This window comes from Flavobacterium sp. AK-345 (assembly GCF_058310175.1).
The window spans coordinates 751953-774199 of record NZ_JBZEER010000001.1 but is presented as its reverse complement, the minus strand read 5'-3'; the positions used below and the strand labels follow the sequence as shown (position 1 = coordinate 774199).

Here is a 22247-nt window from a genome sequence, read left to right as displayed (position 1 = left end):
TTTAGAATGTAGAGTTTAGATTATTTTAAAGCTAATAATTTTGTTTCTTCAGGGGTAAAATCGTTTACAATAGCGTAAGTATTTATTCCTGTTATTTTCATTTCATCAAGAATATCAACTAAATTTTTGTAATTGCATTTTTTGCTTGGCTTTATTATTACAATAACTTTTTCCTGTCTTGAAGGATTTGTAGAATATTCCAGTGTTTTTTTATTTCTTAGAAACAATTCTTTTCTTATTCCATCCTTACCGTATTCAACTTTTTTTGGTGAAATTATTGGTGAATTTAAAATTCCCATATAGTATATTAATTTATTGTTTTCACCCAATATTATTGTTATTAATCTATTTTCTCCTTCACGGATTGGTCCGCAAAAAATAGTTCCGTCGCCGTTATCTGGCAAACTTAAGTCTACAGCTTTTGGTTTCGCCAACTCAATCGTAACCATAAAAAAAATAATCAATAAAAAAGAAACGCTAACCATTGCCGTTAAATCAACTCGTGTGTTTAACTTTTTACTTCTTACTTTTTTAGATAGATTTTCCATAGTTTGAAATATTTTATTTAGAAGCTAATAATTTTGTTTCTTCGGGAGTAAAGTCATCTACAATGGCAAAAGCGTCAATGTTAGCAATTTTCATTTCGTCTAAAATGTCAACCAAATTTTTAAAATTGCTTTTTTTGCTTGGCTTTATAATTATGATTACACCGCTTTTTGGTTTACCCATAGCAGTCATATATTCAGATATCTCGCTCTTTTTTTGTGAAACCTCTCTTCTAATGCCATTTGTGCCATACAAGATTTTTTTTGGTTTTTCCAGAGGATCAAATAATAAACCCGAATAGGTTATAATTTTATCATTATCGTCAAGCAAAATGGTATAGAGACGATTACCGTCGATGCAACCTCTATTCCATCCTCCACAACTAGGATATTTATCTGGTAATCCTAAATCTATTCCTTTAGGTTTCGCCAACTCAATCGTAACCATAAAAAAGATAATCAATAAAAAAGAAACGCTAACCATTGCCGTTAAATCAACTCGTGTGTTTAACTTTTTACTTCTTACTTTTTTAGGTAGATTTTCCATATTTGGTCATTTTTTTATGAAAGTTAATGATAATTTCGAATAAAAAGAGAGTTGGTTTTTAAAATATTTCAAAAATAATTTAATTTATTAAAGCCTTGTTTTACAGTGTATTTTAAGGATTTTGCAATAAAGTTTTATCTTTTTTATTTTTTTAGCAAAACCAAAACCATTGTTATGGCGTAAATGAGCTTATAACTTAAAATATTAATTATGAAAACTAGAAAATTTTTAGCCGTAGCAATCTTAACATTAGGATTTGGATTTGCATCTTTCGCACAAAAAACTGTAATGGTTGGTGGAGCAGCAATGTATCCAAATAAAAATATTGTTGAAAATGCAGTTAATTCAAAAGATCATACTACACTTGTTGCCGCTGTAAAAGCTGCAGGATTAGTAGAAACATTACAAAGTAAAGGACCATTCACCGTTTTTGCCCCAACAAATGCCGCGTTTGACAAATTGCCGGCTGGAACTGTTGAGACATTATTAAAACCAGAAAACATCAAAACATTGCAAACCGTTTTAACCTATCATGTTGTTGCCGGAAAAATGAACGCATCTGATATTGCAAAAGCAATTAAAGCGGGTAAAGGAAAAGCTACTCTTAAAACTGTAAGTGGCGGAACTTTAACTGCCTGGATGGATGGAAAAGATTTATACATTAGCGACGAAAGCGGAAACAAAGCTAAAGTTACTATTGCAGATGTAAACCAATCTAATGGTGTAATTCATGTTGTAGATACAGTTTTACTGCCAAAAATGTAATAATTTTAAATTCCAAATTTAAAAAATTCCAAATTCCAATTTGCAAATTGAGATTTGGAATTTTTTATTTGATAATATTCTACAAAGAAAATTGGAATTTAAAATATTGGAATTTAAAAAACTAAGTTGGAATTTTGGTGTTTCAATATTGGAATTTAAAAGATCTATTTCTTAGCGGTTAATGTAGATCCTACAGAAGCAGCAACAACACAAAAAACAGCCAGAATTTCGTAAAAACTTAAGTTTTCCTGCAGAAAGATAAAAGCACAAACAGAGGCTGCTGCCGGTTCTAAACTCATTAAAATACTGAAAGTTCGTGGAGGAAGCTGACCTAAAGCTTTCATCTCCAAAGTAAACGGAATAGCACTCGACAAAAGAGCAAGCGCAACACCCATTCCGAAAAGTTTTGGAGTAAGATTTGCCAATCCGTTTTCGTAAAAACCGAATGGTAATATTAAAATCGCTGCAAATAACATTCCGGTAGAAACAGCCTGACCATCATTCATTATTCGGGATATTTTTCCGCCCAAAACAATATAAGCTGCCCAAAGACCTCCGGCGATAAGAGCAAACAAAACACCCAGCGGATCTATTCGTTCATTTGACCATGGAGCAATTAAAACGATTCCTGCCGCGGCCAATAATATCCAACAATAGTCTATTAAATGTTTTGATCCAATTATGGCGACCAATAACGGCCCAATGAATTCTAAAGTCACCGCTAAACCAATTGGAATTCGTTCAATCGCTAAATAAAAAATCAAATTCATAGCTCCCAATGACAAACCATACGGAACTACAATCTTCCATTGCTCACGCGTAATTGCCTTTAAATTTGGCCTGTAAGCCAATAGTAAAATCAAAGCCGAAACTCCAATTCGTATCGATGCCGTTCCCGCTGCGCCTATTGCAGGGAAAAGGGATTTAGCAATTGCTGCACCACATTGTACACTGATAATAGCTAAAAGTACCGCCGGAATAGGAGGGATATTGAATTCTTTATTTTTCATTGAAATTATGATGAACGCAAACTTGTAGTAAGCTTAAGAAGATGTGTTTTTCCTAATTTTTTCAAATAGAAAGCTGTGTTGAAAATAAATCAACATTTACAAAAATATTGGATTATAAACTATCCCAAAGCACGTTTCGTTACATAAGCGCGGTAACCGATAATTGCCATTTGCCATTTTTTTGCTTTAGCAATGTCTAAACCCTGCTTAGTGAAGCTTGGTAAAAGTAGTTTATTTATTTTGGCTAAAATTTTATACATGGTGGGTTAATTTTCGGCAAAGATATAAAAAAAGACTTTGCGTTTCGGCAAAGTCTTTTTGAGTTACAGGTTTAAGATTTTTTAGTTAAAATGGTATCTATTTTTTTCAGCATCTCTTTTGCATTATTATTGTCAGGTGCTAATTTTAATGATTTCAGGTAATTTTGCTTAGAAATTTCAAATTGATTATCAGTAAAATAACTTTCTGCAAGGCTATCATAAGCATTTCCGGATTGTGGATTTTCTTTAGTATTTAACTCAAAAACTTTGATGGCATCATTAATTCTTTTACAAGTCATTAATGCATAACCAATGGTATTTAATCTCTCTTCAAAATTCCATTCAGGATGTTGTTTTTTGATAGCAATATAATTTTGTTCTGCTTTATTAAAATCCAGTTTTAAAAAATCGAAGGTTATTTCTTCATCTGTAATGGCATATTCATCAAATAAAGCCTGATCTACAATTCCGGCAACATGAGTAACAACCTGATCCTGAACACCAGAATATTTATGTCCGTTTGATAAAAAAATAACAGTCAAATTGTTTTTGGTAAATTTTCTGAAAGCAGTTTCATTTCCACCACTAAATCCATAAGTAAAAATATTATTTAGAGGATAAATTCCCCATCCGTATCCAAAATTATATTTGTTTTTAAATTGAAAAGGTTCCCACATAATGTGCTTTGTTTCGCTTTTCAAATAACTATTATTATCCAGGTTTTGATTCCATCGAATAAATTCCGGGAGAGAGATATTTATTCCGTTTGAAGAATGAGAATCTTTGCCGCTGTCTGTAACACTTTTTTCATATGTATTGGTTTACCTGTTAAAAATGTATCTAAAAGCGCTATTTGGAAACACTTCTCCAAAGTTAGAAGAAAGATAAACACCCGATTTTACATTCGAAAATTGGTTTTGCAAAATATATTGATCAAACGTTAAACCAGTGATTCTTTCTATAATTTTTGCCAAAAACAAATAATTTGTCTGGTTATAAGTGTATTGGTTTCCGGTAGAAAATTCCATTGGTTTTTTTGCCAATAATTCTATTCTTTTATCATATGGTAATGTAATTGGTATGTCATCAAATTTTATAATATCCGGTAAGCCAGAAGAGTGAGTTAATAAATTCTTGACTTTTATGGTTTGCCATTCTTTGGGTAAATTGTCTAAATATGTAGAGATTTCATCTTCTAAAGATAATTTTCCGTTTTCTATAAGTTGAAAAATGCCAACATTCGTAATTAGTTTTGATGTCGAGAAAATTTTGAATATTGTATTTTGATCTACTGGTTTATTTTCTTCCAAAGAGGCTTTTCCATAATAGTTTTCATAAATAATTTTGCCGTCTTTTATGACTGCCAAAGCTGCACCCGGAATTTCATTGATTGCTATTACATCCTTAATGTATGTATCTATCTTTTGTTTTGTCTCTTTTGTTTCCTTTGTTTGACCAGAACAGAAATTAATAGTCAATAGGAGTGTTGCTATAATAAAAGTTTCTTTCATTTTTAAGATTGTAAAAAGTTGGTTTTATTCGGTTTTTTTTCTTCTAATGGTTCAAATTTGATGTTTTACTCAATTTTCAAAAGCAAATTTTTATCTGGCCCATTTTCAATATTTAAAGCATTTTGCGGAGCTTCAATCCAACCCGTTTTATTGATAACAAATTTGAACATACGCACTTTATCATTTTCAAACTGGCTTTTTGGAATTGAAAGTTCAAAAGTATCTTTGTTTTTTCGAACCATTTGATACTTTTGATCCTTTGGGTTCCAATTGTCGAAAGAGCCGGCAATTGAAACACTTTTTACTAAGCTAGCATCAAGCGCCTTATCATGCTGATAAGTAAAAACAACATTATTGTTACTGATTTTATAACCGTAAATTTCCTTTTTGCTGTTTTCATTAACCAATAAATCGTGTGACAAGCTTACTATAGCATTTCCTAGTGCATTTGCGGTTTTTTCATTACTGATATTTACAATAATAGAAATACCTAAACCACGTTCTGGATAAGCTAAAAACATATTTTGGGTTCCAAAAGCTCCGCCGTGTTTCAAGCAGTTTTTTCCGTTGTCGTCAACTTGTATACCATCCCAAAAATAACCGTTAAAATCACTATCAGAATTTAATAGGTTTCTTTGAGATTCGAGAACTATTTTATTTTTGGTATTTATTTCAAAAGCAAGAAATTTAGTTAAATCACCTAAAGTAGATTTTAATGATCCTGCCGCTCCCCAAAGATTATCAGACAGCATTGGCATTTGGATTTTACCGTTATATCCATTTGCAATAATGGTATTTTTATCAGGATGTAAAAATGTCGATGTCATATTGAGTTTAGACAGAATATTTTCTTTCAAAAGTGTTTCGTAGCTTTTATGAAAGATATTCTCCAGCATATGCGCAGCCAGTTGTACACTTCCATTACTATATTTAAATTTAGTTCCCGGTAAAGTATCCAACTTTATTGTTTTTAAATCTTCAAAGAATTTTTCTCTCGAATAGGATTCATCCATTTTTTTAAAACCAAGATAGCTGGTATCGCTTGGATTATTTCTGAATTTCGAATTATCGGGTAAATCTTTATTAAACCCGGTTCTAAAGGAAACCAGATCTTTAATTTTAATTGGATTTCCCTGATATTCCAAATTAGGATATGAACCTGTTATGTACTTTCTAATATCATCTTCAGGACTTATTTTTCCTTCTGTAACGGCTTGAGCAATTAATAATCCCGTAAATAATTTTGTTATGGAAGCAACTTCAAAAACGGTATTGTTAGCAGCTTGATTTCCTTTTCCTTTATCTATTTCGCCATAATGTTTGGTGTATGTTTTACCATCTTTTACAATACCAATAGAAACAGAATTGGCTTTGGAATTTTCTAACAAAATTGTGGCATTTTTATCCATTGATGCCAGGATTTCTTTTTCGGATAAGTTATTTAATTGTTTCTGTGCCAAACAGGAAAAACCCGAACTTATCAATATTATTAAAATTATTTTTTTCATCTGATTTCGACTTAATGTTCTATTTAACAGATTCGTGCTAGTTATAATTAAAAGACTCTCGTATTAAATATTTGTTTCACTTTTAAAAGAAATATTGGGTTAAAATTTTGAATTGAAAAATAAAGGCTAAAAAAAGAACCAGTGTTTTGTTCACTGGTTCATATCTTATTTATTTACTTCAATTTTATTTCTATTACTTTTTTGATACAACGATCAATATTTAGCTTTGTCCCGTTCATTTCTTTTTGACTAAAACATAAATTTAAAATGAACAATAGTGTTGCAATAAAAAATGTTTCTTTCATTTTAGTAAATCTTATGATTTTTTATTTTTCTCAGCTTTTCTCATCTCCCTTTCTTGCTGTCTCATATATTTTTCATAAGTTCTCATGCCTTTTTCATACTCTCCCATGTTTTTTGCATATTCGTCGCTGCTTGAGCCGTATGTTTTTTCTATGTATTGATTGAATTTTTCCATATCAGCATCAAACTTTTCCATAGCAAGATCGTATTTCGCCATTTCTTTGTCATAAATAGCTTCACGTTTTGCCATGATTTCTTCTACTTGTTTTTCGTAAGCAGACATATCAGGTTCAAAAGCTTCCATTTTTTTCTCGAATTCAGCCAATTCTTTTTCAAAAATTTTCATGGCTGCTTTATCGTTATGGTTGGTTGGCGCTTTTGGTGCTTTTGGCATTTTAGACATGTCAATAGGCGGAGCGGGAGGCATTGGCCCATTTGGAAACACTGGCATTGTTGGCGGTGTAGGAGGCACAGGAGGAGTTACTTCACCCACTTGATTTCTAATTTCTCTAACTTCAATTTTGCGATTTTCAATACTTATTGGTTTTTCAATGGCATCATCTGTAAGTATACCTATTTTATTAGAGCCATCATTTTCAACAGACACCACAATTCCGCATTTCTTGATAGCTTGATCTCCTTCAATCTGAAGAGTTTGGGTTTCTTCATTTTCTTTTTTGATATCGATTCTAATAGATGTCAATTCTTCTTTTGAATTTCTTTTTACATTAGAAATAACAACATCAGCATTGTAATTTTCCTTTAACTCTTCGGCCATTTCCTTTAAATCCTGATCTGTTGTGTGTTTATTAATTTTGTAAACATCAACAGGATCCGTTTTCTCAACAACTTCGGTATCTTCTTTACTTTCTTTTTCTTGTGCAATAACTTTGATTTGAAATAAAAATACAAAGGCTACAAGTGCGGGAATAATGGTGTAATACTTCCAATAATTCCATTTTTTTGATTGATTTTTGTTTAACATGACAATTCGTTTTTTGATTAATGATTGATAAAAATGATTGGTGATTGCAACACATGATTCGTGTGTTGTTATTTTTAAAAGCGTGTATTGATACGCCTTTTTGTCGGATATATTTTTGGTAGCTTCGCTGTCAGCAATAAATTCAAGATTTTGTAAAATCGCTTTTTTGTACAGCCAGATGATTGGATTGAACCAAAAAAGGACACAAAAGATTCTCGAAATTAGAACGTCAATAGTATGATTTTGATCACTATGCACTTTTTCATGTTCCAGAATATTCTCTAATTCAGATTCGCTGTACATTGATGAGTTGTACACGATATAATCGAAATAAGAAAAAGGCGCAATATTTTCTTTGATGTCAACAAATTTAAAATCAGCTTGTTGTTGTACTTTTTTACCTTTTAAAACCGAGTTTAAACTATAAAAATCAAGAGCAAACTTTAGCATAAAAGCCAAAAATCCAATGGCATAAATAGCAAGAGAAACTAAATTCCAGTTTATCACAAATGATTCTTTTTCACTACTTTGTGGAACGTAAGTTGGTGAATAATTAAAATTTGGCAGTGGAGTAGGATCAACCCAGACAACTTTTGTGTAAACTAAAAAGGGCAATGCAACCGAAGTTATCAAACCAATTAGTAAAAACCATCTGTTACTATTAAAGAATGTTTCCTTGCGTAATAAAAAATGATAAGCAAGATAAAACAAGATTAATAATCCACTTGATTTTGCGACAAATATGAAAAGTGCTTCCATAAAAAGGTTATTTTATTTTGGTTGATTTTTTTTTCTTACTTTTCTTTAGGATTTTCGATCATATTAAGGATTTCTCTTAATTCATCTGCCGAAATTTTTTCTTCCTTAGCAAAAAACGAAACCATACTTTTGTAAGAGCTATTAAAATAGTTGTCGATTGCAGTACTCATAAATCCTTTTCTGTAATCTTCAATACTCACAATTGGATAATATTGATGTGTGTTTCCAAAAGCATTATGCGCCACATATCCCTTTTCTTCCAAATTACGCACAATTGTCGAAAGTGTGTTGTAATGTGGTTGATCTTCAGTTATTTCTGCCTGAACCTCTTTTACAAAAGCTTTTTTGAGCTTCCATAAAATGTGCATGATCTCTTCTTCCTTATTGGTTAACTTTTGCATGTTTTCTAATTTTAATTCAAACCTACAACTATTTTTTTAGTTACACAACTAAAAACGTAGTTATTTAACTAAAAAAGAAGTTTAGTTGTGTTTTCAGTAAAAGAAATAATGGTTTAATTATTTGATTTTCAATGTTTAGTGTGGTTTTACCTCAAAGTACGCAAAGTTTTTATTTACAAGTGTTTTTTATAAAATAAAAAAAAGTTCGCAAAGCTTTGTGTTGAAAAAGCTTTGCGAACTTTGCGTATCCCGATAGCTATCGGGATTGCGCGATTTCCAGTAAAGCGAAAACGAGAATAAAAATTTTACCGCAAAGCGCGCAAAGGTTTTTTTTAAGTATGATTTTATTAAATAAAAAGTTCGCAAAGCTTTGTATTGAAAAAGCTTTGCGAACTTTGTGTTTATAAACACATCACCTTAAAAATAACTTAGGGAACTTTGCGTATCCCGATAGCTATCGGGATCGCGTACTTTGCGGTAAAATCACACAAACCAGTGTTTAATTAATTTTCTCGTCGACTAAAGCTTTCCTGATCCAGAAACAGCAAAAAGTCGCAATAACACCAATGCAAGCCATAAATAACCAATTGATTTGATAACCCAAACGAGAAATTATTTCGAAACCAACTTTTGAACTTACAATATGAGCCAAACTAAAGCTCATAGTATAAAGTGCCATATATCGACCTTCCTGACCACGTGGTGCACGACTTAAAGCAAAAGCATTCGAAAAAGGAAACGTTAGAATTTCTCCAATCGAAATACAAATCATACTAATAACCAGAACACCAGCCCATACATTAATAAGTAGTAAAAAGAAACTCAAAGCCATAATAAACGATCCCAGGATAATGATTTTAATTTTCGGAAAAGCTTTTCTCTCCATAAAACCAACAGTTGGCATTTCTAGAGCAAAGATTAATAGTCCGTTTAAAGTCATTAATAATCCCGTTTGAAATTCGCTTAAGCCAAACTTTTCATTATGATATAAAGGTAAAGTCGTAAATAATTGAAAGAAAATCATTGCCGTAATAAAACTCACAAACAAGAAAACCCAAAAGATACGATCATGAAAAACCGATTTGATTTCTGTCGAAATTTCCATTTTATCACCATGATCTACTTTTTTCTTTTCCTTAACTAATAAAGCAAAAATGGAAATCGAAATGATGCAAGATGCACCATCAACCCAAAAAAGTCCCTGATATCCAATTCCCATAATAATCAAACCTCCCAAAGCAGGTCCTGCAGCAAAACCAAGATTTACTGCTAAACGTACCAAAGTCAATGCGCGGGTACGATTTTCGGGTTTTGCATAAGCGCCCAAAGAAACAAACATTGCAGGTCTAAACATATCTGCAATAGTCATTAAAACAAACATTGCACCGCATAAAGCCCAAAATGTAGTAATATATTGTACAAGAAACAGCGAAACCCCACTTGTAAATAAACTAAATATCATGATTTTGTAAAACCCGATTTTATCTGATAGTTTTCCTCCTAACCACGAACCCAACATCGATCCTAATCCAAAAGAAACCATAATCCAACCCACCTGATTGTAAGTAAAATGTAAATCTTCCTTTAAATATTTTGACAAAAAAGGAAGCACCATTGTACCGGCGCGATTGATAAAAGTGATCAGGGTAAGAATCCAAATTTCTCTTGAAAATCCTCTAAAATTATTGATGTAGTGGGTAAAAGCAGTTCTGAGCATTATAAATACGTATTTGCAACAAAGTTAGGAAACTTTGTCACTTACTGCGGTTGGTGCTTTGTTACTTTTAAACTATTTTTGCTTAAAATTTCAAAGATGAAAAATGTAATTGCTTTTTTAGTATTGTTACTGGTTAATTTTTGTTTTGGTCAGAAAAAATTTGATCAGAAAGAAACAGAAAAGTTTCAGAAAACAATAAACTCAGAATATGCTGATCCTAAGACTAGTCCGCTTATGGAAGAAGATTTAAAGACTTTTAAAGCTTTAGATTTTTATCCTATAGATTCAAAATATTTTGTGAACGCAAAGTTTGTAAAAGCAAAGAATGAAAAAGTCTTTGAAATGAAAACTACAGGAACAAGAACTCCACAATATATTAAATACGGAACTTTATATTTTACTTTAAACGGTGTTGCCCTGCAATTGAACGTTTATAGAAATATTGAACTTTCTAAAACGGCAGAATATAAAGATCATTTATTTTTACCGTTTTCTGACTTAACAAGTGATAAAGAAAGTTATATAGGAGGAAGATATATTGATTTGAAAATTCCGAAAGGAAACACAATTGCAGTCGATTTTAATCAGGCTTATAATCCGTATTGTGCTTATAATCATAAGTATTCATGTCCGTTGGTTCCTTTAGAAAATGATTTGAAAGTAGAAGTTAAAGCCGGAGTTAAAACATTTCATTAATGGAATTCTTTAATTTTCATACGCATCAATTTACAAACCAGACTGATATTTTAGAATTGGTCAATCAATATCCGCAGGAATTTAATGTTGCAATTCCGTTTTATTCTGTTGGAATTCACCCCTGGTATATTGTGGAAGACAGAGTTGATGCCGATTTGAAAATTATTGAAGAGAAATTGCAAACCGATAATTGTCTGGCTATTGGCGAATGTGGTTTGGATAAACGCATTGAGATTTCGTTAGAACAGCAAATTATAGTTTTTAAAAAACAATTGGCTTTAGCCGAAAAATACAAAAAACCCGTTGTAATTCATTGTGTTGCGGCTTTTCAGGAAATAAGTGCAATCAAGAAAGAAATGAAAATTTCAGTTCCGATGATTGTGCATGGTTTTTCAAAAAATGCCCAAGTTGCAAATCAGCTTATTAAGGATGGATTTTATCTTTCGTTTGGAAAATATTTATTGAGAAATCCGGAATTGAAAACGGTTTTTGAGCAAATTCCAAACGATCGTTTTTTTCTGGAAACTGATACGGTTGAAGAAAGTATCAAACAGGTTTATAATTTAGCAGCAGATTATAAAAATTTGAATATAAAAGAATTACAAGACATTATCTCAAGTAATTTTAAAGAAGTTTTCAGTAATGAAGATTGAGATCTTTTTCAAAGTTTAAAACTTTGACAAAGATAATCGCAATCCAAAACTTGAAACATTAAACAAGAAAAAACAAAATAAACAAAAGAATTTTATATGGCAGAGTGGACAGAAAGAGCCGAGCTTTTATTTACAAAAGAAGGATTACAGAACTTGCAAAACTCGAATGTTTTAGTAGTTGGTTTAGGAGGAGTTGGCTCATTTGCAGCAGAATTTTTGGCAAGAGCAGGAGTAGGGAGTATGACAATTGTAGATGGCGATGTAGTTGATATAACCAATATAAACAGACAATTGCCGGCATTGCATTCGACAGTTGGTGAGCCAAAAATAAAAATTGTTGGCGATCGATTGATGGATATTAATCCGGAATTGAAACTAACTCGTGTACAGGAATTTTTATCTCCTGAACGTGCTTTTGAGATTGTTTCTCCAGAATTTGATTATGTTTTGGATTGTATTGACAGTATCACACCAAAATTAAATTTGATTATTGCAGCCAAACGCAAAAGAGTAAAAATCATAAGCAGTATGGGTGCTGGTGGAAAAATGCTGGCTTCGAAAGTAAAAGTGAGTGATATTTCTAAAACAATAAACTGCTATTTTTCTAAAACTATCAGAAAACGTTTGAAAGAAGTAAAAATCAACAAATTAAAAGTGGTTTTCTCTTCTGAAATTCAAGACGAAAAAAGCTTAAAATTAACCGACGGAAAAAACTTCAAAAAATCATTTTACGGAACAAACAGTTATATGCCGGGATTATTCGGACTTCACGCTGCCGAAACTGTAATTAGATATTTGTTGAAGAAAGAGTAGCTAAGATGCTAAGATTCTGAGATACTAAGTTTTAAATTTAAAGCTAAAAAACTTAACAACTTAGAACCTTAGTAACTCAGAATCTTAGAAAAAAACCTTAGTCCCTCAGGATCTTAGCACCTAAAAAAAATGATAAAAACAGTAATATTTGATATGGACGGCGTAATTGTAGATACAGAACCCGTTCATCGTTATGCTTATTATAAACAATTTACAGAATTAAATATCGAAGTGACCGAAGAAATGTATACTTCGTTTACAGGGTTTTCGACCCGAAATACTTTTCAAACCTTAAAAGGCTTTTTTCCAACGATTGAACATGAAGTTGAAGATCTGATTCAGAGAAAAAGAAGTATTTTTAATGATGCTTTTGATACCAAAGAAGATTTGTATCTGTTAGAAGGTGTGGAAGATTTAATCAAAGATTTGTATGCCAATGGAATACAGCTGATATTAGCTTCGTCAGCATCAAAAGTAACCATTGATCGTGTTTTTACAAGATTTAATTTGCATCAATATTTTACACATATTGTAAGCGGAGAAGATTTTCCGCAATCAAAACCTAATCCGGCAATCTTTCTTCATGCAGCATCATTGTCTGTCGCACCGGCAGAAAATTGTATTGTAATTGAAGACAGTACAAACGGAGTGAAAGCGGCAAAGGCAGCAAACCTATTTTGTGTAGGTTATAACAGTCATCATTCTAAAATGCAGGATTTATCTGCTGCCGATTTAATTATCAATCATTTTAATGAATTAAACGCACAAAAAATATCACAGTTAGGCGTTTGAATTATATAATATTTAACATTTGTTCCCTGATTGAATTTGTAAATTTGGGCAAAACAAAATAAACAAGAAATGAAAAAACTACTTATTGCATTGGCCATTATTTTGGCTCCTTTTGCTACAGAAGCACAAATAAAAACACCACAAGCGAGTCCGAAAGGTTATATAAAACAAACTGTAGGTTTAACTGATGTTGAAGTTACTTATTCAAGACCAGGTGCCAGAGGAAGAGCTGTATTTGGAAATTTAGTTCCCTTTGGTAAATTATGGAGAACCGGTGCTAATGAAAATACAATCATTAATTTTAGTGATGATGTTATTATTGATGGGAAAACATTGAAGAAAGGAAAATATGCAATATATACAATTCCTAAAATCGAAAGCTGGGAAGTGATTTTTTATCTTTCTACTGATAACTGGGGATTACCTGAAAATTGGAATGAATCGTATGTTGTTTTAAGAACTACAGTAAAAGAAGAGGCTTTACCAACTCCTGTTGAGACATTTACAATTGGAATTAATGGTTTAGACCCAAACTTTGGTTATTTAGAAATGGCTTGGGAAAACTCTCATGTTGCTTTAAAATTTGAAGTTCCAACTGCAAAAAATGCGATTGCAAGTATCGAAAAAACGTTGGGCGGACCAACAGCAAATGATTATTTTGCTGCATCTCAATATTTATTTCAATCAAACGGAAATATAGAAACAGCAAGAACTTATGTAGATAAATCTCTGGATATGAGTACTGAAAAACCTTATTTTATCTTAAGATTAAAATCGTTGATCCAGGCAAAACAAGGAGATAAAAAAGGTGCAATTGAAACTGCAAAAGCTTCATTGGCTGCCGCTGAAACTGCAAATAATCAGGATTACGTAAAATTAAATAAAGATAGTATAGCGGAGTGGAGCAGATAATAATTCTTTGAATTATTAAATTCCAATATTTTTAAATTCCAAATTCCAAAGTCATAAACTTTTGGAATTTGGAATTTTTTTTGCGTTCTTTTTTAATTAGAAAACTAACATCTAGTTTGTCATCTCGACGGAGGAGAGATCACACTAGAAACTCCACAGAGAGATCGCCAATCTTTGTCGAGTTTCTAGTGCGATTCTTCGTTCCTCAGAATGACAATACTATATAATTTTTTTAATACAGACAGACTTGTCTGTTTATTGTAATTTTTGCATACATTTGTATTTCTAATTCATCACACAAATGTTACCCAAAGAACGAATTTTAGACAAAGCTTTTGTTTTATTTCACAAACAAGGATATAATGCCACTGGCATCAATCAGATTATTGAAGAGGCGAAAGTGGCAAAAGCAAGCTTTTATCAACACTTTAAATCAAAAGAAGATTTGTGTGTTGCTTTTTTGAATCAGCGTCATGAATATTGGTTTAATGAATTGGAAAATTTCACCTTAAACACAGAAGATCCAAAATTAAAAATTCAGGCTTCGTTTGTTTTTTTGATTTATATGAATGAGAAAGAAAATTTTAGAGGCTGTAGTTTTTTAAATCTGCTTTCTGAAATTCCTTCGGATAATACAAAAGTGCTTAACGTAATTCAAAGTCATAAATCAGATTTGCGGAATTATTTTAAGAATCTTATCCATAACGATCTTATTGCAGACCATGTTTATTTGCTTTTTGAAAGCTGTATTATCGAAAGTCAGTTATTTAAATCAAACGATCTTATAGAACAATCTAAAAAAATAATTAAAACTTTAATTTTATAAAAATGGAACAGAAACTACCATTGCCACCTTTCACATACGAAACGGCATTAGAAAAAATTCAATTGGCAGAAGATGCCTGGAATAGCCAGGATCCGGAACGTGTTTCAAAAGCTTATACTGTTGATAGTGAGTGGCGAAACAGAGATCAGTTTGTAAATGGGAGAGAGGAAATCGTTTCCTTTCTGACGCAAAAATGGAATAAAGAAAGAAACTATAAACTAAAAAAAGAATATTGGGCACATACAGAAAATCGAATTGCGGTTCGTTTTGAATATGAATACCAAAATCTTGACGGAAACTGGTTTAGAGCATACGGAAATGAAAATTGGGAATTTGATTCAAACGGATTAATGCAAAAAAGATTTGCCAGTATAAACGATCTTGCTATTAAAGAAGAAGACAGAAAACTGAAATAATAAACTAATTCATGCTCGGTGGTTCCGGAATCTTGATAGTTCGCTTCGTTTTTTTGACAATTAATAAATAAAAAGTAATTCCGCCCAAAATAATAAGCAAAGCAATCTCAAGCTGGCCAAGACTATTATTGTCGTTATATATTGCATTTGCGCTGGCTAATTTTACTTTTCCCTCCGTAATTTGAATTTGGGATAATTGTTCTAAAGTTTTTAAAGCTTTTTCGCTCGATTTTGCAATTTGATCCCAATTTTTATTTTGGGTTTGTTTATTAATTGTATTACAGGAATTTAGAAAATTTTGAAAAAATATTCTTTCTGTTGGTGTCAAAACTGTTTTTTCGTATAAATGGTCTATCGAATGAATTACTTTTAATGTGCTGATAATTTCATCTGTTTTAATAGTATCGCTCAGATTCAATTTCTCTGCTTCGGCTTTTATAAAATGAAGTTCTTTTGAATATTGAAAAATATAATGTGCCACCACCAAACGATCTTTATAAATCCCGTTTATATTTTCATTTACCTTTTTAGAGTTTTGCAGCGTATTGAAATTGCTTAAAATAATAATCAGCATCACAATCAGCAAAATGAAAGCAGCTTTGGTTTTATTGCTGATTTTATGTAGGTCTATCATTTTGCTTAAGGTTTTGATTTATAAATATTTAAATTCTTAGTAAAGGTTTTTTAAAAATACAACAGTATATAAAATCCGAATTATTTTATAGAATTTAATCCAAGCATTTTATTATCTGTTAACTCTATATTCCTAATAGATGCCAATGGAGCTATTTCTATGGTTTTACTTCCTTTGCTTATGTAGAAATAATATAATGAGTTTGTATTTATCAAATAAATTTCCTCCGATTCTCCGCTGTTATAGTTCAATTTATAGTTGTACTTTATCTTATTATTTTTAATTTTTTTTGATGTAAAATATCCTCCCGCAACCCCATAACCAAGAAAAAAGGAGCATAAAAAAATTGCCAGAGATTTTATTGCGATACTATTGAAATAACTTTTAGTTTCATTTATTGATAAACCTTCTGTAGGTTTTAATTCAAATGCTTTTTGTATGAATTTAATGTTATTATATTTTAATAATAGTGAAGGCAAATAATAATGCAAACCAAATAATAGAATTATGGCGGTTAAGATTATAGGATTTGAAGTAAATTCAGCAATTGGACTCATCAAGATGTCCATTATTGTAGAATATTTTAAAATGTTGATCCCTAATTGATAATAGAAAAAACTATCCTTTAATATTCCCATTATTACAAGGAAGATATAACCCAGCGGAAGTAATTTCTCTATATCGTCTGAAAATTTCATTTACTAATTTTATAGTTAAATTACTTTAGTAACTAATTATTAATTGATAATCAGTATTTTAAACTCTTCATTTGTTTAATGCTAGATTTTGGAAACACTAAAATAGTCTTTTTATTACAATTATGATATAATTATTTACTTATAAAATTAAGTATATGACGGAGTGTTTCTTCCTGTTGTTTTTCGCGGGAAATTGTTGCAGAATCATCTCCCAATTGAAAACCATAATAACCAAATTGTCCATGATTGGCGCCTTCAATCTTTATAAATTTTGTATCCGCAGGAAGTTTAGATTTATTCTTAAAAATTGTTTTTTCATCGGCAACACCGTCATTTGAACCGTATATCTTCATTATGGGAATTTTACTTTCTGCCAATGAAATATCTCGCGGATGTGTTGTTCCAATTAAAATCAGTTTTTGGATTAAATCCGGATTTTCTTTTACAAACTGAGCAGCCATTTTTCCGCCTTGCGAATGTCCCGATAAAATATAGGTTTTGTTTTTATCAGCAAATAAATTAAGTTTTTTTGGAATTTCATATCCTTTCGTAGCTAATCTCCAGGGCATTTTAATCAAATAAACTTTGATTCCGTTTTCTGAAATTTTTCTGCATAATGGCACGTAAGCTTTTGGATCGACCATTGCGCCGGGATAGAAAATGAAGACTTTATCAAATTTCTGCTTTGGTTCAAACAGAAAATAATCATCGCTGTCTTTTACTGATATTTTAGAACTGCTTTCGAAATAGGAATCCGGAACATCTTTAGCCTGATAAGAATAAAACAACCAAATCGTAAACAAAATAGCAATGGTAAACCATACTCTTTTTATAATCTTTACGATTTGGTATTTCTTTTTCATAGTCATTATAGTTTCAATTGCTTGAATATAAAAATATTAACTATTTTTTATTTATCAATAACATATGTAATTAGAATCAGTTTTTGAAACATAGAAACTGTCTAGTTTAATCACTGAAATTATTCCAGAACTATTTCATCAACCTCTTTTTCTCCTCTAAAAAAAGTAATTTGTATCAACAATGACAATGCAATAGTTAACATAGCCCCAATAAAATTCAGCCATAAATAACCCAATTTTTCTTGACTGTAAATCATGAAATAATAAATAATAAATATAGTCGTCTGACTAATAATAGCACTGATAAACATGGCTTTTGCTTTTACACGACGCAAATAAAATCCAACTAAAAATATTCCTAAAACAGTTCCGTAAAAAATAGAACCAATTATATTTACAAGCTGAATTAAATTCTCAAACAAAGTTCCCACGCAGGCAAAAAGTATGGCTACAATTCCCCAGAAAAGTGTGAAGAATTTTGTTGCATTTAAATAATGTTTCTCTGATTTTTCGGTTTTCAGATTTCGTTTGTAAATGTCAATTGCTGTTGTAGAAGCCAATGCATTTAAACCTGAAGCCGTTGATGACATTGCTGCCGAAAGAATTACAGCCAATAATAAACCAATTAATCCTTTTGGCAAATAATGCAAAATGAAATGGAAAAACACATAATCTTTATCATTTGTTTCACTATTACTATCGGCTTTTGAAATAATTTCTTTGGCACGGTCGCGCAAATCTTTTTCTTTATTGGATAAAGCAACTAGCTCTTTACGCAAAATCGGATTGTCATAATCCTGATTCAGCTGATCGATATACAATAAATTGATTACTTTTTTATCTTCAGAAAGTTTACTTAATTTTTTTTCTAAGGCATGATATTCTTCCTTAAAAGCTGATTTTTCAATGACAATTTTGTTATTCGGATTAAAATTTAACGGAACAGGATTGAATTGAAAAAACACAAAAACCATAACTCCGGTTAACAGAATAAAGAATTGCATCGGAACTTTTAAAAGTCCGTTCATTATTAATCCCATTTGGCTTTCGCGAATCGATTTTCCTGATAAATAACGTCCAACTTGCGACTGATCTGTTCCAAAATAGGCAAGGGCCAGGAAAAATCCACCTGTAATACCGCTCCAAAAAGTATATTTTTCTTCGGGATCAAAAGAGAAGTCAACAATATTCATTTTATCATTTGCACCGGCAATATGCATTGCACTGTTAAAAGTCATATCGTTTGGCAAGTAATGCAAAATCAGGAAAAACGTGATAAACATTCCAGACATAATTACAAACATTTGCTGTTTCTGGGTTACGTTTACGGCTTTTGTTCCTCCCGAAAATGTATAGATAATTACAAGAACACCAATCATGATGTTCATAAAAGTTAAATTCCAACCCAAAAGTGCCGACAAAATAATTGCAGGAGCATAAATGGTAAGACCTGTTCCCAAACCTCTTTGTACTAAAAATAGAATAGCAGCAAGAGAACGCGTTTTTAAATCGAATCGTTTCTCCAGAAATTCATAAGCGGTAAAAACTTTATTTTTATGATAAAGCGGGATAAATGTCAAACAAATCACAATCATTGCAATTGGTAATCCAAAATAGAATTGCACAAAACCCATTCCGTCATGATATGCTTGCCCGGGAGTTGATAAAAAGGTAATTGCGCTGGCTTGTGTCGCCATTACAGAAAGACCAACTGTATACCAGGGAGTTTCGTTGTTTCCTAAAATAAAATCTTCGACGTTTTTACTTCCTTTGGTTTTCCAGGATCCATAACCAACAATAAATAAAAGCGTAACGATCAGTACGATCCAATCAAATAATTGCATAGGTTATGAGTATAATTGCATGATTAAGAAAAAAATCACAATATAAATTGCGTTGGCTACCAAAACATAGGTGTAGCTTTTTTTCCATTTTTTTGTTTTTTTAGCTTCCATATTCTTGAAATCTCTATTTTTTTAGTTCTTGTTTAGGCGCTTCGATTGGCTGTTTCAGCGAAATAATATTCGATAATAACCTGTAAGCTCCGGCCACGCCCTCCGGCAATTCTCTAAAAAAGCTTAGGCCTGTGTAAATGTAATATCCTTTTCCGTATGGTGCTACTAATAAAGCGCCATCTTTAGCAGATTCGCCTTTATCATGCGATGATAAAATAGGAGTGAAGGCAGCATCATAATCATTAGGATAATACAAACCTTGTTCTTGTGTCCAGCCTTCAAAATCTTTTGACGTAATTTTGTTTGGCGTATTTAATACAGGGTGATTTGGTGCCAAAAAAGTAACTTTTGCATTTTCTTCGGTAACACGATCATTTGATATTTTTAAAGGATATGGTGCAATCTGATCGGTTACAGTTCTGCCAAAAGTATTGTACTGAACAATCATGTTTTTACCGCTTTTTACAAAATCAAAAAGTATTTTTTGTTTGTTTGCTAATGCATTTACGGTGTTGTAAGCACGAATTCCGGTAATTACGGTACTAAATGAATCCAATTTTTCAGGTGTAATTTCTTCCGGTTTTACAATCGTAACTTTATAACCCATTTGTGCCAAACTTTCAGGTACTTCGTCACCGGCGCCCATAATATAGGCAATGGCATCTCCTGAAGTTTTTAAATCAATTCGAATACATTTTGATTCTGCCGATTTTAAAACCATTTGTTTGGTAATATGATTGAAATCAATAACAATTTCATCTTTATCAAAACGTTTATTATCCACAGTGGCCACACTTTTTGCAACGGCTTCTTCCGGCAATGTTGGCGGAGTTACTTCAAAATAGAAAGTTTGCTCTGTTCCTTTTTTTGCTAATGTAAACGGAATTTCTTTTGGAGAAACTGCCCAGCTTTTTGGTAATTCAAGCTTCAGATTTCCTTTGATATCGTCTTTTCCTGCACGAACTTTTACAGGAATCATTTTGCTTTTTGTACTTCCAAAAAGTAAAACTTTTTCTAAAATAGAAGTTGTAACTTCTGGAACTATATCTAGAAAATTATACATTTCGCCTTTTACACCATCGTTGTATTTGTAAACAACAATGCGCTCAAACGGAATTTCAACGCCATTTATTTTTACATTAAAAATAACTTTTGTTTCTCTGATAATATCCGGAATCCCAATGTTTTCCTGGTTTGAGACCGTGTACATTCCTACGCTTGCTTTTTCTTTTAACCAATAGGGCTGCGTGTATTCAATTGTATTGGGAAGCTGGATCTGAAGGTTGATTTTCTGATCGTTGTTGTTTTGCAAAATACTGTTTTGAACTGTAGTTTTATTGTCCGGTAATGTTGTTACGCTCGTTAATTCCATTGAAACAGAACATCTGTTTATGGCTTCGAGACTTAATTTAACAGTGCTTCCCGGAGTTGCTTCCTGTTCGCTGGCAACTGCTTCCAGATAAAGTCCGGAAGAAGAGGCAATAATGTTTTTTATTGCATTAGTTTTTAATTCTTTCCAATGGTCATCTTCTAAAGACTGAATCATCGAATAGGCTTTTACCAGATCGGGAATACTGGCAGATGGGTTACTAAAGTTATAGTTGGCAATAATTTTAGAAATTAATTCTCCAACAGGTTTTCCTCCTTTAACACGGTTCCATGTGGTGTCAATTCCGTCGAATAAATTATCACGATCTTTAGGATTTTCTCCATTAATAAGTTCCAGATATTCGGTTTCGTTTCCGCGAACACCTGTACTTCCAAAACCTTGCGATTGGTGACGGCTGCGGCTTAAAGCAGCAATTTCCTGATTCGATTTTCCAATTCCGGTATAATAAACACCTGTTTCCAGTTTGGTGAACTTCGATTTATTAGCGGCATCAAATTTTTCCTGACTTCCGTAAAACCACCACGAAGGATTAAAAAACTGACGTTTTACCTGCCATGGTTTAACATATTTTAATTGCTCCGGATATATTTTAGGATCATTTGTTAGTTTATAACTTTCAATGCTCAGCATTGCTGATGATGTATGATGCCCGTGAGTGGTTCCCGGCGAACGATGATCAAATCTATTAATGATGATATCTGGCTGAAATTTTCTGATTGTCCAGACAACATCTGCAAGTACTTTATCTTTATCCCAAATTTGTAAAGTTTCGTCCGGGTTTTTAGAAAAACCAAAATCATTGGCACGAGAAAAAAACTGTTCTCCACCATCAATTTTTCTTGCTTCGATTAATTCCTGAGTCCTTATTACGCCTAATAATTCACGCAATTGCGGTCCAATTAAATTTTGTCCTCCATCGCCTCGTGTTAATGATAAATAGCCTGTTCTGGCATTCATTTCATTTGCCATATAAGAGATTAAACGGGTATTCTCATCATCCGGATGTGCAGCAATATATAATACAGAACCTAAAAAGTTTAGTTTTTTGATTTGATTGTAGATTTCTACAGAACTTGGTTTTTGTGGTTGTTGTGCAAAAGAGATTTGAAAACCTATAAAAAATAAAAGAATTAATTGAACCTGTATTTTTCGCATGGTGTGATTTGATTGTTTTTTGAAATAGCTTCAAAAATACTAATTATTTTATGGAACAGTATTTAAATGAAATGTTAATGCTCAAAAATCGATCCGATTTTTAAGATGAAAATATAGAAAAAAACAAAAATAA

Annotated in this window: 23 protein-coding genes; 8 read left to right on the top strand and 15 right to left on the bottom strand. The window is 31.8% G+C overall.

Going from position 1 to position 22247, the window contains the following annotated elements; genetic code table 11:
* Positions 1-20: 20 nt before the first annotated feature.
* A complete protein-coding gene (locus tag AC4FQ3_RS03610; RefSeq protein WP_491180897.1) occupies positions 21-548 on the bottom strand; it encodes an ExbD/TolR family protein in 528 nt (175 codons plus the stop codon).
* Positions 549-561: 13 nt separating this feature from the next.
* A complete protein-coding gene (locus AC4FQ3_RS03605; protein WP_491180896.1) occupies positions 562-1092 on the bottom strand; it encodes an ExbD/TolR family protein in 531 nt (176 codons plus the stop codon).
* Between the two features lie 210 nt (positions 1093-1302).
* Here AC4FQ3_RS03605 and AC4FQ3_RS03600 point away from each other — a divergent pair, with 210 nt between their 5' ends.
* Complete coding sequence (locus AC4FQ3_RS03600; RefSeq protein ID WP_318800575.1) at positions 1303-1857, top strand: fasciclin domain-containing protein; 555 nt, start codon at positions 1303-1305, stop codon at positions 1855-1857.
* 164 nt (positions 1858-2021) lie between these two features.
* Here the strand turns inward: AC4FQ3_RS03600 and AC4FQ3_RS03595 are convergent, their stop codons facing one another.
* The 8 genes from AC4FQ3_RS03595 to AC4FQ3_RS03560 all read right to left on the bottom strand — a co-directional run bounded on the left by AC4FQ3_RS03595 (position 2022) and on the right by AC4FQ3_RS03560 (position 10311).
* Positions 2022-2867: an EamA family transporter gene (locus tag AC4FQ3_RS03595; RefSeq protein ID WP_491180895.1), complete on the bottom strand. Its 846-nt coding sequence runs from the start codon at positions 2865-2867 to the stop codon at positions 2022-2024.
* Positions 2868-2986: 119 nt separating this feature from the next.
* Positions 2987-3127, bottom strand: a complete 141-nt coding sequence (locus AC4FQ3_RS03590; protein WP_042566890.1) for a hypothetical protein — start codon at positions 3125-3127, stop codon at positions 2987-2989.
* 71 nt (positions 3128-3198) lie between these two features.
* The gene (locus tag AC4FQ3_RS03585; protein WP_491180894.1) at positions 3199-3804 is read right to left on the bottom strand and encodes a tetratricopeptide repeat protein; all 606 of its coding nucleotides are present in this window, start codon (positions 3802-3804) and stop codon (positions 3199-3201) included.
* Positions 3805-3948: 144 nt separating this feature from the next.
* A complete protein-coding gene (locus tag AC4FQ3_RS03580; RefSeq protein ID WP_491180893.1) occupies positions 3949-4638 on the bottom strand; it encodes a serine hydrolase domain-containing protein in 690 nt (229 codons plus the stop codon).
* Positions 4639-4703: 65 nt separating this feature from the next.
* Positions 4704-6146, bottom strand: coding sequence for a serine hydrolase (locus AC4FQ3_RS03575; protein ID WP_491180892.1), 1443 nt, complete (start codon positions 6144-6146; stop codon positions 4704-4706).
* A gap of 316 nt (positions 6147-6462) precedes the next feature.
* A complete protein-coding gene (locus tag AC4FQ3_RS03570; protein WP_491180891.1) occupies positions 6463-8193 on the bottom strand; it encodes a M56 family metallopeptidase in 1731 nt (576 codons plus the stop codon).
* Positions 8194-8228: 35 nt separating this feature from the next.
* The gene (locus AC4FQ3_RS03565; protein WP_042566894.1) at positions 8229-8594 is read right to left on the bottom strand and encodes a BlaI/MecI/CopY family transcriptional regulator; all 366 of its coding nucleotides are present in this window, start codon (positions 8592-8594) and stop codon (positions 8229-8231) included.
* Between the two features lie 499 nt (positions 8595-9093).
* Positions 9094-10311 carry an MDR family MFS transporter gene (locus AC4FQ3_RS03560; protein WP_491180890.1) on the bottom strand — a complete coding sequence of 406 codons (1218 nt, stop codon included), beginning with the start codon at positions 10309-10311 and terminating at the stop codon, positions 9094-9096.
* A gap of 96 nt (positions 10312-10407) precedes the next feature.
* Between AC4FQ3_RS03560 and AC4FQ3_RS03555 the strand changes: the two genes are divergently transcribed.
* From AC4FQ3_RS03555 to AC4FQ3_RS03525, 7 genes are all read left to right on the top strand, one after another.
* The gene (locus AC4FQ3_RS03555; protein WP_491180889.1) at positions 10408-11007 is read left to right on the top strand and encodes a DUF1684 domain-containing protein; all 600 of its coding nucleotides are present in this window, start codon (positions 10408-10410) and stop codon (positions 11005-11007) included.
* Positions 11007-11660 (top strand): TatD family hydrolase, encoded by a 654-nt coding sequence (locus tag AC4FQ3_RS03550; RefSeq protein WP_491180888.1) that lies wholly within the window; start codon positions 11007-11009, stop codon positions 11658-11660. Before AC4FQ3_RS03555 ends, AC4FQ3_RS03550 begins: the two co-directional genes overlap by 1 nt.
* Positions 11661-11756: 96 nt before the next feature.
* Complete coding sequence (locus AC4FQ3_RS03545) at positions 11757-12473, top strand: tRNA threonylcarbamoyladenosine dehydratase (protein ID WP_042566898.1); 717 nt, start codon at positions 11757-11759, stop codon at positions 12471-12473.
* Between the two features lie 129 nt (positions 12474-12602).
* Positions 12603-13265, top strand: coding sequence for an HAD family hydrolase (locus AC4FQ3_RS03540; RefSeq protein WP_491180887.1), 663 nt, complete (start codon positions 12603-12605; stop codon positions 13263-13265).
* A gap of 69 nt (positions 13266-13334) precedes the next feature.
* The gene (locus AC4FQ3_RS03535) at positions 13335-14177 is read left to right on the top strand and encodes a DUF2911 domain-containing protein (RefSeq protein ID WP_491180886.1); all 843 of its coding nucleotides are present in this window, start codon (positions 13335-13337) and stop codon (positions 14175-14177) included.
* Positions 14178-14478: 301 nt separating this feature from the next.
* Positions 14479-15003, top strand: coding sequence for a TetR/AcrR family transcriptional regulator (locus AC4FQ3_RS03530; protein WP_491180885.1), 525 nt, complete (start codon positions 14479-14481; stop codon positions 15001-15003).
* A 2-nt stretch (positions 15004-15005) separates the two neighbouring features.
* Positions 15006-15419, top strand: a complete 414-nt coding sequence (locus AC4FQ3_RS03525; RefSeq protein WP_042566902.1) for a nuclear transport factor 2 family protein — start codon at positions 15006-15008, stop codon at positions 15417-15419.
* Between the two features lie 4 nt (positions 15420-15423).
* Here AC4FQ3_RS03525 and AC4FQ3_RS03520 read toward each other — a convergent pair whose 3' ends face one another.
* The 5 genes from AC4FQ3_RS03520 to AC4FQ3_RS03500 form a co-directional block, all read right to left on the bottom strand.
* Positions 15424-16053: an MCP four helix bundle domain-containing protein gene (locus tag AC4FQ3_RS03520; protein WP_491180884.1), complete on the bottom strand. Its 630-nt coding sequence runs from the start codon at positions 16051-16053 to the stop codon at positions 15424-15426.
* Positions 16054-16133: 80 nt separating this feature from the next.
* Entirely contained in the window at positions 16134-16751 is a 618-nt protein-coding gene (locus tag AC4FQ3_RS03515) for a hypothetical protein (protein ID WP_491180883.1), read from the bottom strand.
* Between the two features lie 131 nt (positions 16752-16882).
* Positions 16883-17614: an alpha/beta hydrolase gene (locus AC4FQ3_RS03510; protein ID WP_491180882.1), complete on the bottom strand. Its 732-nt coding sequence runs from the start codon at positions 17612-17614 to the stop codon at positions 16883-16885.
* Between the two features lie 119 nt (positions 17615-17733).
* On the bottom strand, positions 17734-19458 hold the full coding sequence (locus tag AC4FQ3_RS03505; RefSeq protein WP_491180881.1) for a sodium:solute symporter family protein: 1725 nt from the start codon (positions 19456-19458) through the stop codon (positions 17734-17736).
* A 124-nt stretch (positions 19459-19582) separates the two neighbouring features.
* Entirely contained in the window at positions 19583-22114 is a 2532-nt protein-coding gene (locus AC4FQ3_RS03500) for a PIG-L family deacetylase (protein ID WP_491180880.1), read from the bottom strand.
* Between the last annotated feature and the right edge of the window lie 133 nt (positions 22115-22247).

Bases quoted from the DNA above. Each gene is read 5' to 3' on its own strand.
- AC4FQ3_RS03585 (WP_491180894.1), bottom strand. From the start codon at position 3,804: ATGTGGGAACCTTTTCAATTTAAAAACAAATATAATTTTGGATACGGA.
- AC4FQ3_RS03540 (WP_491180887.1), top strand. From the start codon at position 12,603: ATGATAAAAACAGTAATATTTGATATGGACGGCGTAATTGTAGATACA.
- AC4FQ3_RS03565 (WP_042566894.1), bottom strand. From the start codon at position 8,594: ATGCAAAAGTTAACCAATAAGGAAGAAGAGATCATGCACATTTTATGG.
- AC4FQ3_RS03595 (WP_491180895.1), bottom strand. From the start codon at position 2,867: ATGAAAAATAAAGAATTCAATATCCCTCCTATTCCGGCGGTACTTTTA.
- AC4FQ3_RS03515 (WP_491180883.1), bottom strand. From the start codon at position 16,751: ATGAAATTTTCAGACGATATAGAGAAATTACTTCCGCTGGGTTATATC.
- AC4FQ3_RS03590 (WP_042566890.1), bottom strand. From the start codon at position 3,127: ATGTATAAAATTTTAGCCAAAATAAATAAACTACTTTTACCAAGCTTC.
- AC4FQ3_RS03575 (WP_491180892.1), bottom strand. From the start codon at position 6,146: ATGAAAAAAATAATTTTAATAATATTGATAAGTTCGGGTTTTTCCTGT.
- AC4FQ3_RS03545 (WP_042566898.1), top strand. From the start codon at position 11,757: ATGGCAGAGTGGACAGAAAGAGCCGAGCTTTTATTTACAAAAGAAGGA.
- AC4FQ3_RS03570 (WP_491180891.1), bottom strand. From the start codon at position 8,193: ATGGAAGCACTTTTCATATTTGTCGCAAAATCAAGTGGATTATTAATC.
- AC4FQ3_RS03530 (WP_491180885.1), top strand. From the start codon at position 14,479: ATGTTACCCAAAGAACGAATTTTAGACAAAGCTTTTGTTTTATTTCAC.
- AC4FQ3_RS03605 (WP_491180896.1), bottom strand. From the start codon at position 1,092: ATGGAAAATCTACCTAAAAAAGTAAGAAGTAAAAAGTTAAACACACGA.
- AC4FQ3_RS03610 (WP_491180897.1), bottom strand. From the start codon at position 548: ATGGAAAATCTATCTAAAAAAGTAAGAAGTAAAAAGTTAAACACACGA.
- AC4FQ3_RS03560 (WP_491180890.1), bottom strand. From the start codon at position 10,311: ATGCTCAGAACTGCTTTTACCCACTACATCAATAATTTTAGAGGATTT.
- AC4FQ3_RS03550 (WP_491180888.1), top strand. From the start codon at position 11,007: ATGGAATTCTTTAATTTTCATACGCATCAATTTACAAACCAGACTGAT.
- AC4FQ3_RS03500 (WP_491180880.1), bottom strand. From the start codon at position 22,114: ATGCGAAAAATACAGGTTCAATTAATTCTTTTATTTTTTATAGGTTTT.
- AC4FQ3_RS03580 (WP_491180893.1), bottom strand. From the start codon at position 4,638: ATGAAAGAAACTTTTATTATAGCAACACTCCTATTGACTATTAATTTC.
- AC4FQ3_RS03555 (WP_491180889.1), top strand. From the start codon at position 10,408: ATGAAAAATGTAATTGCTTTTTTAGTATTGTTACTGGTTAATTTTTGT.
- AC4FQ3_RS03510 (WP_491180882.1), bottom strand. From the start codon at position 17,614: ATGAAAAAGAAATACCAAATCGTAAAGATTATAAAAAGAGTATGGTTT.
- AC4FQ3_RS03600 (WP_318800575.1), top strand. From the start codon at position 1,303: ATGAAAACTAGAAAATTTTTAGCCGTAGCAATCTTAACATTAGGATTT.
- AC4FQ3_RS03535 (WP_491180886.1), top strand. From the start codon at position 13,335: ATGAAAAAACTACTTATTGCATTGGCCATTATTTTGGCTCCTTTTGCT.
- AC4FQ3_RS03525 (WP_042566902.1), top strand. From the start codon at position 15,006: ATGGAACAGAAACTACCATTGCCACCTTTCACATACGAAACGGCATTA.
- AC4FQ3_RS03505 (WP_491180881.1), bottom strand. From the start codon at position 19,458: ATGCAATTATTTGATTGGATCGTACTGATCGTTACGCTTTTATTTATT.
- AC4FQ3_RS03520 (WP_491180884.1), bottom strand. From the start codon at position 16,053: ATGATAGACCTACATAAAATCAGCAATAAAACCAAAGCTGCTTTCATT.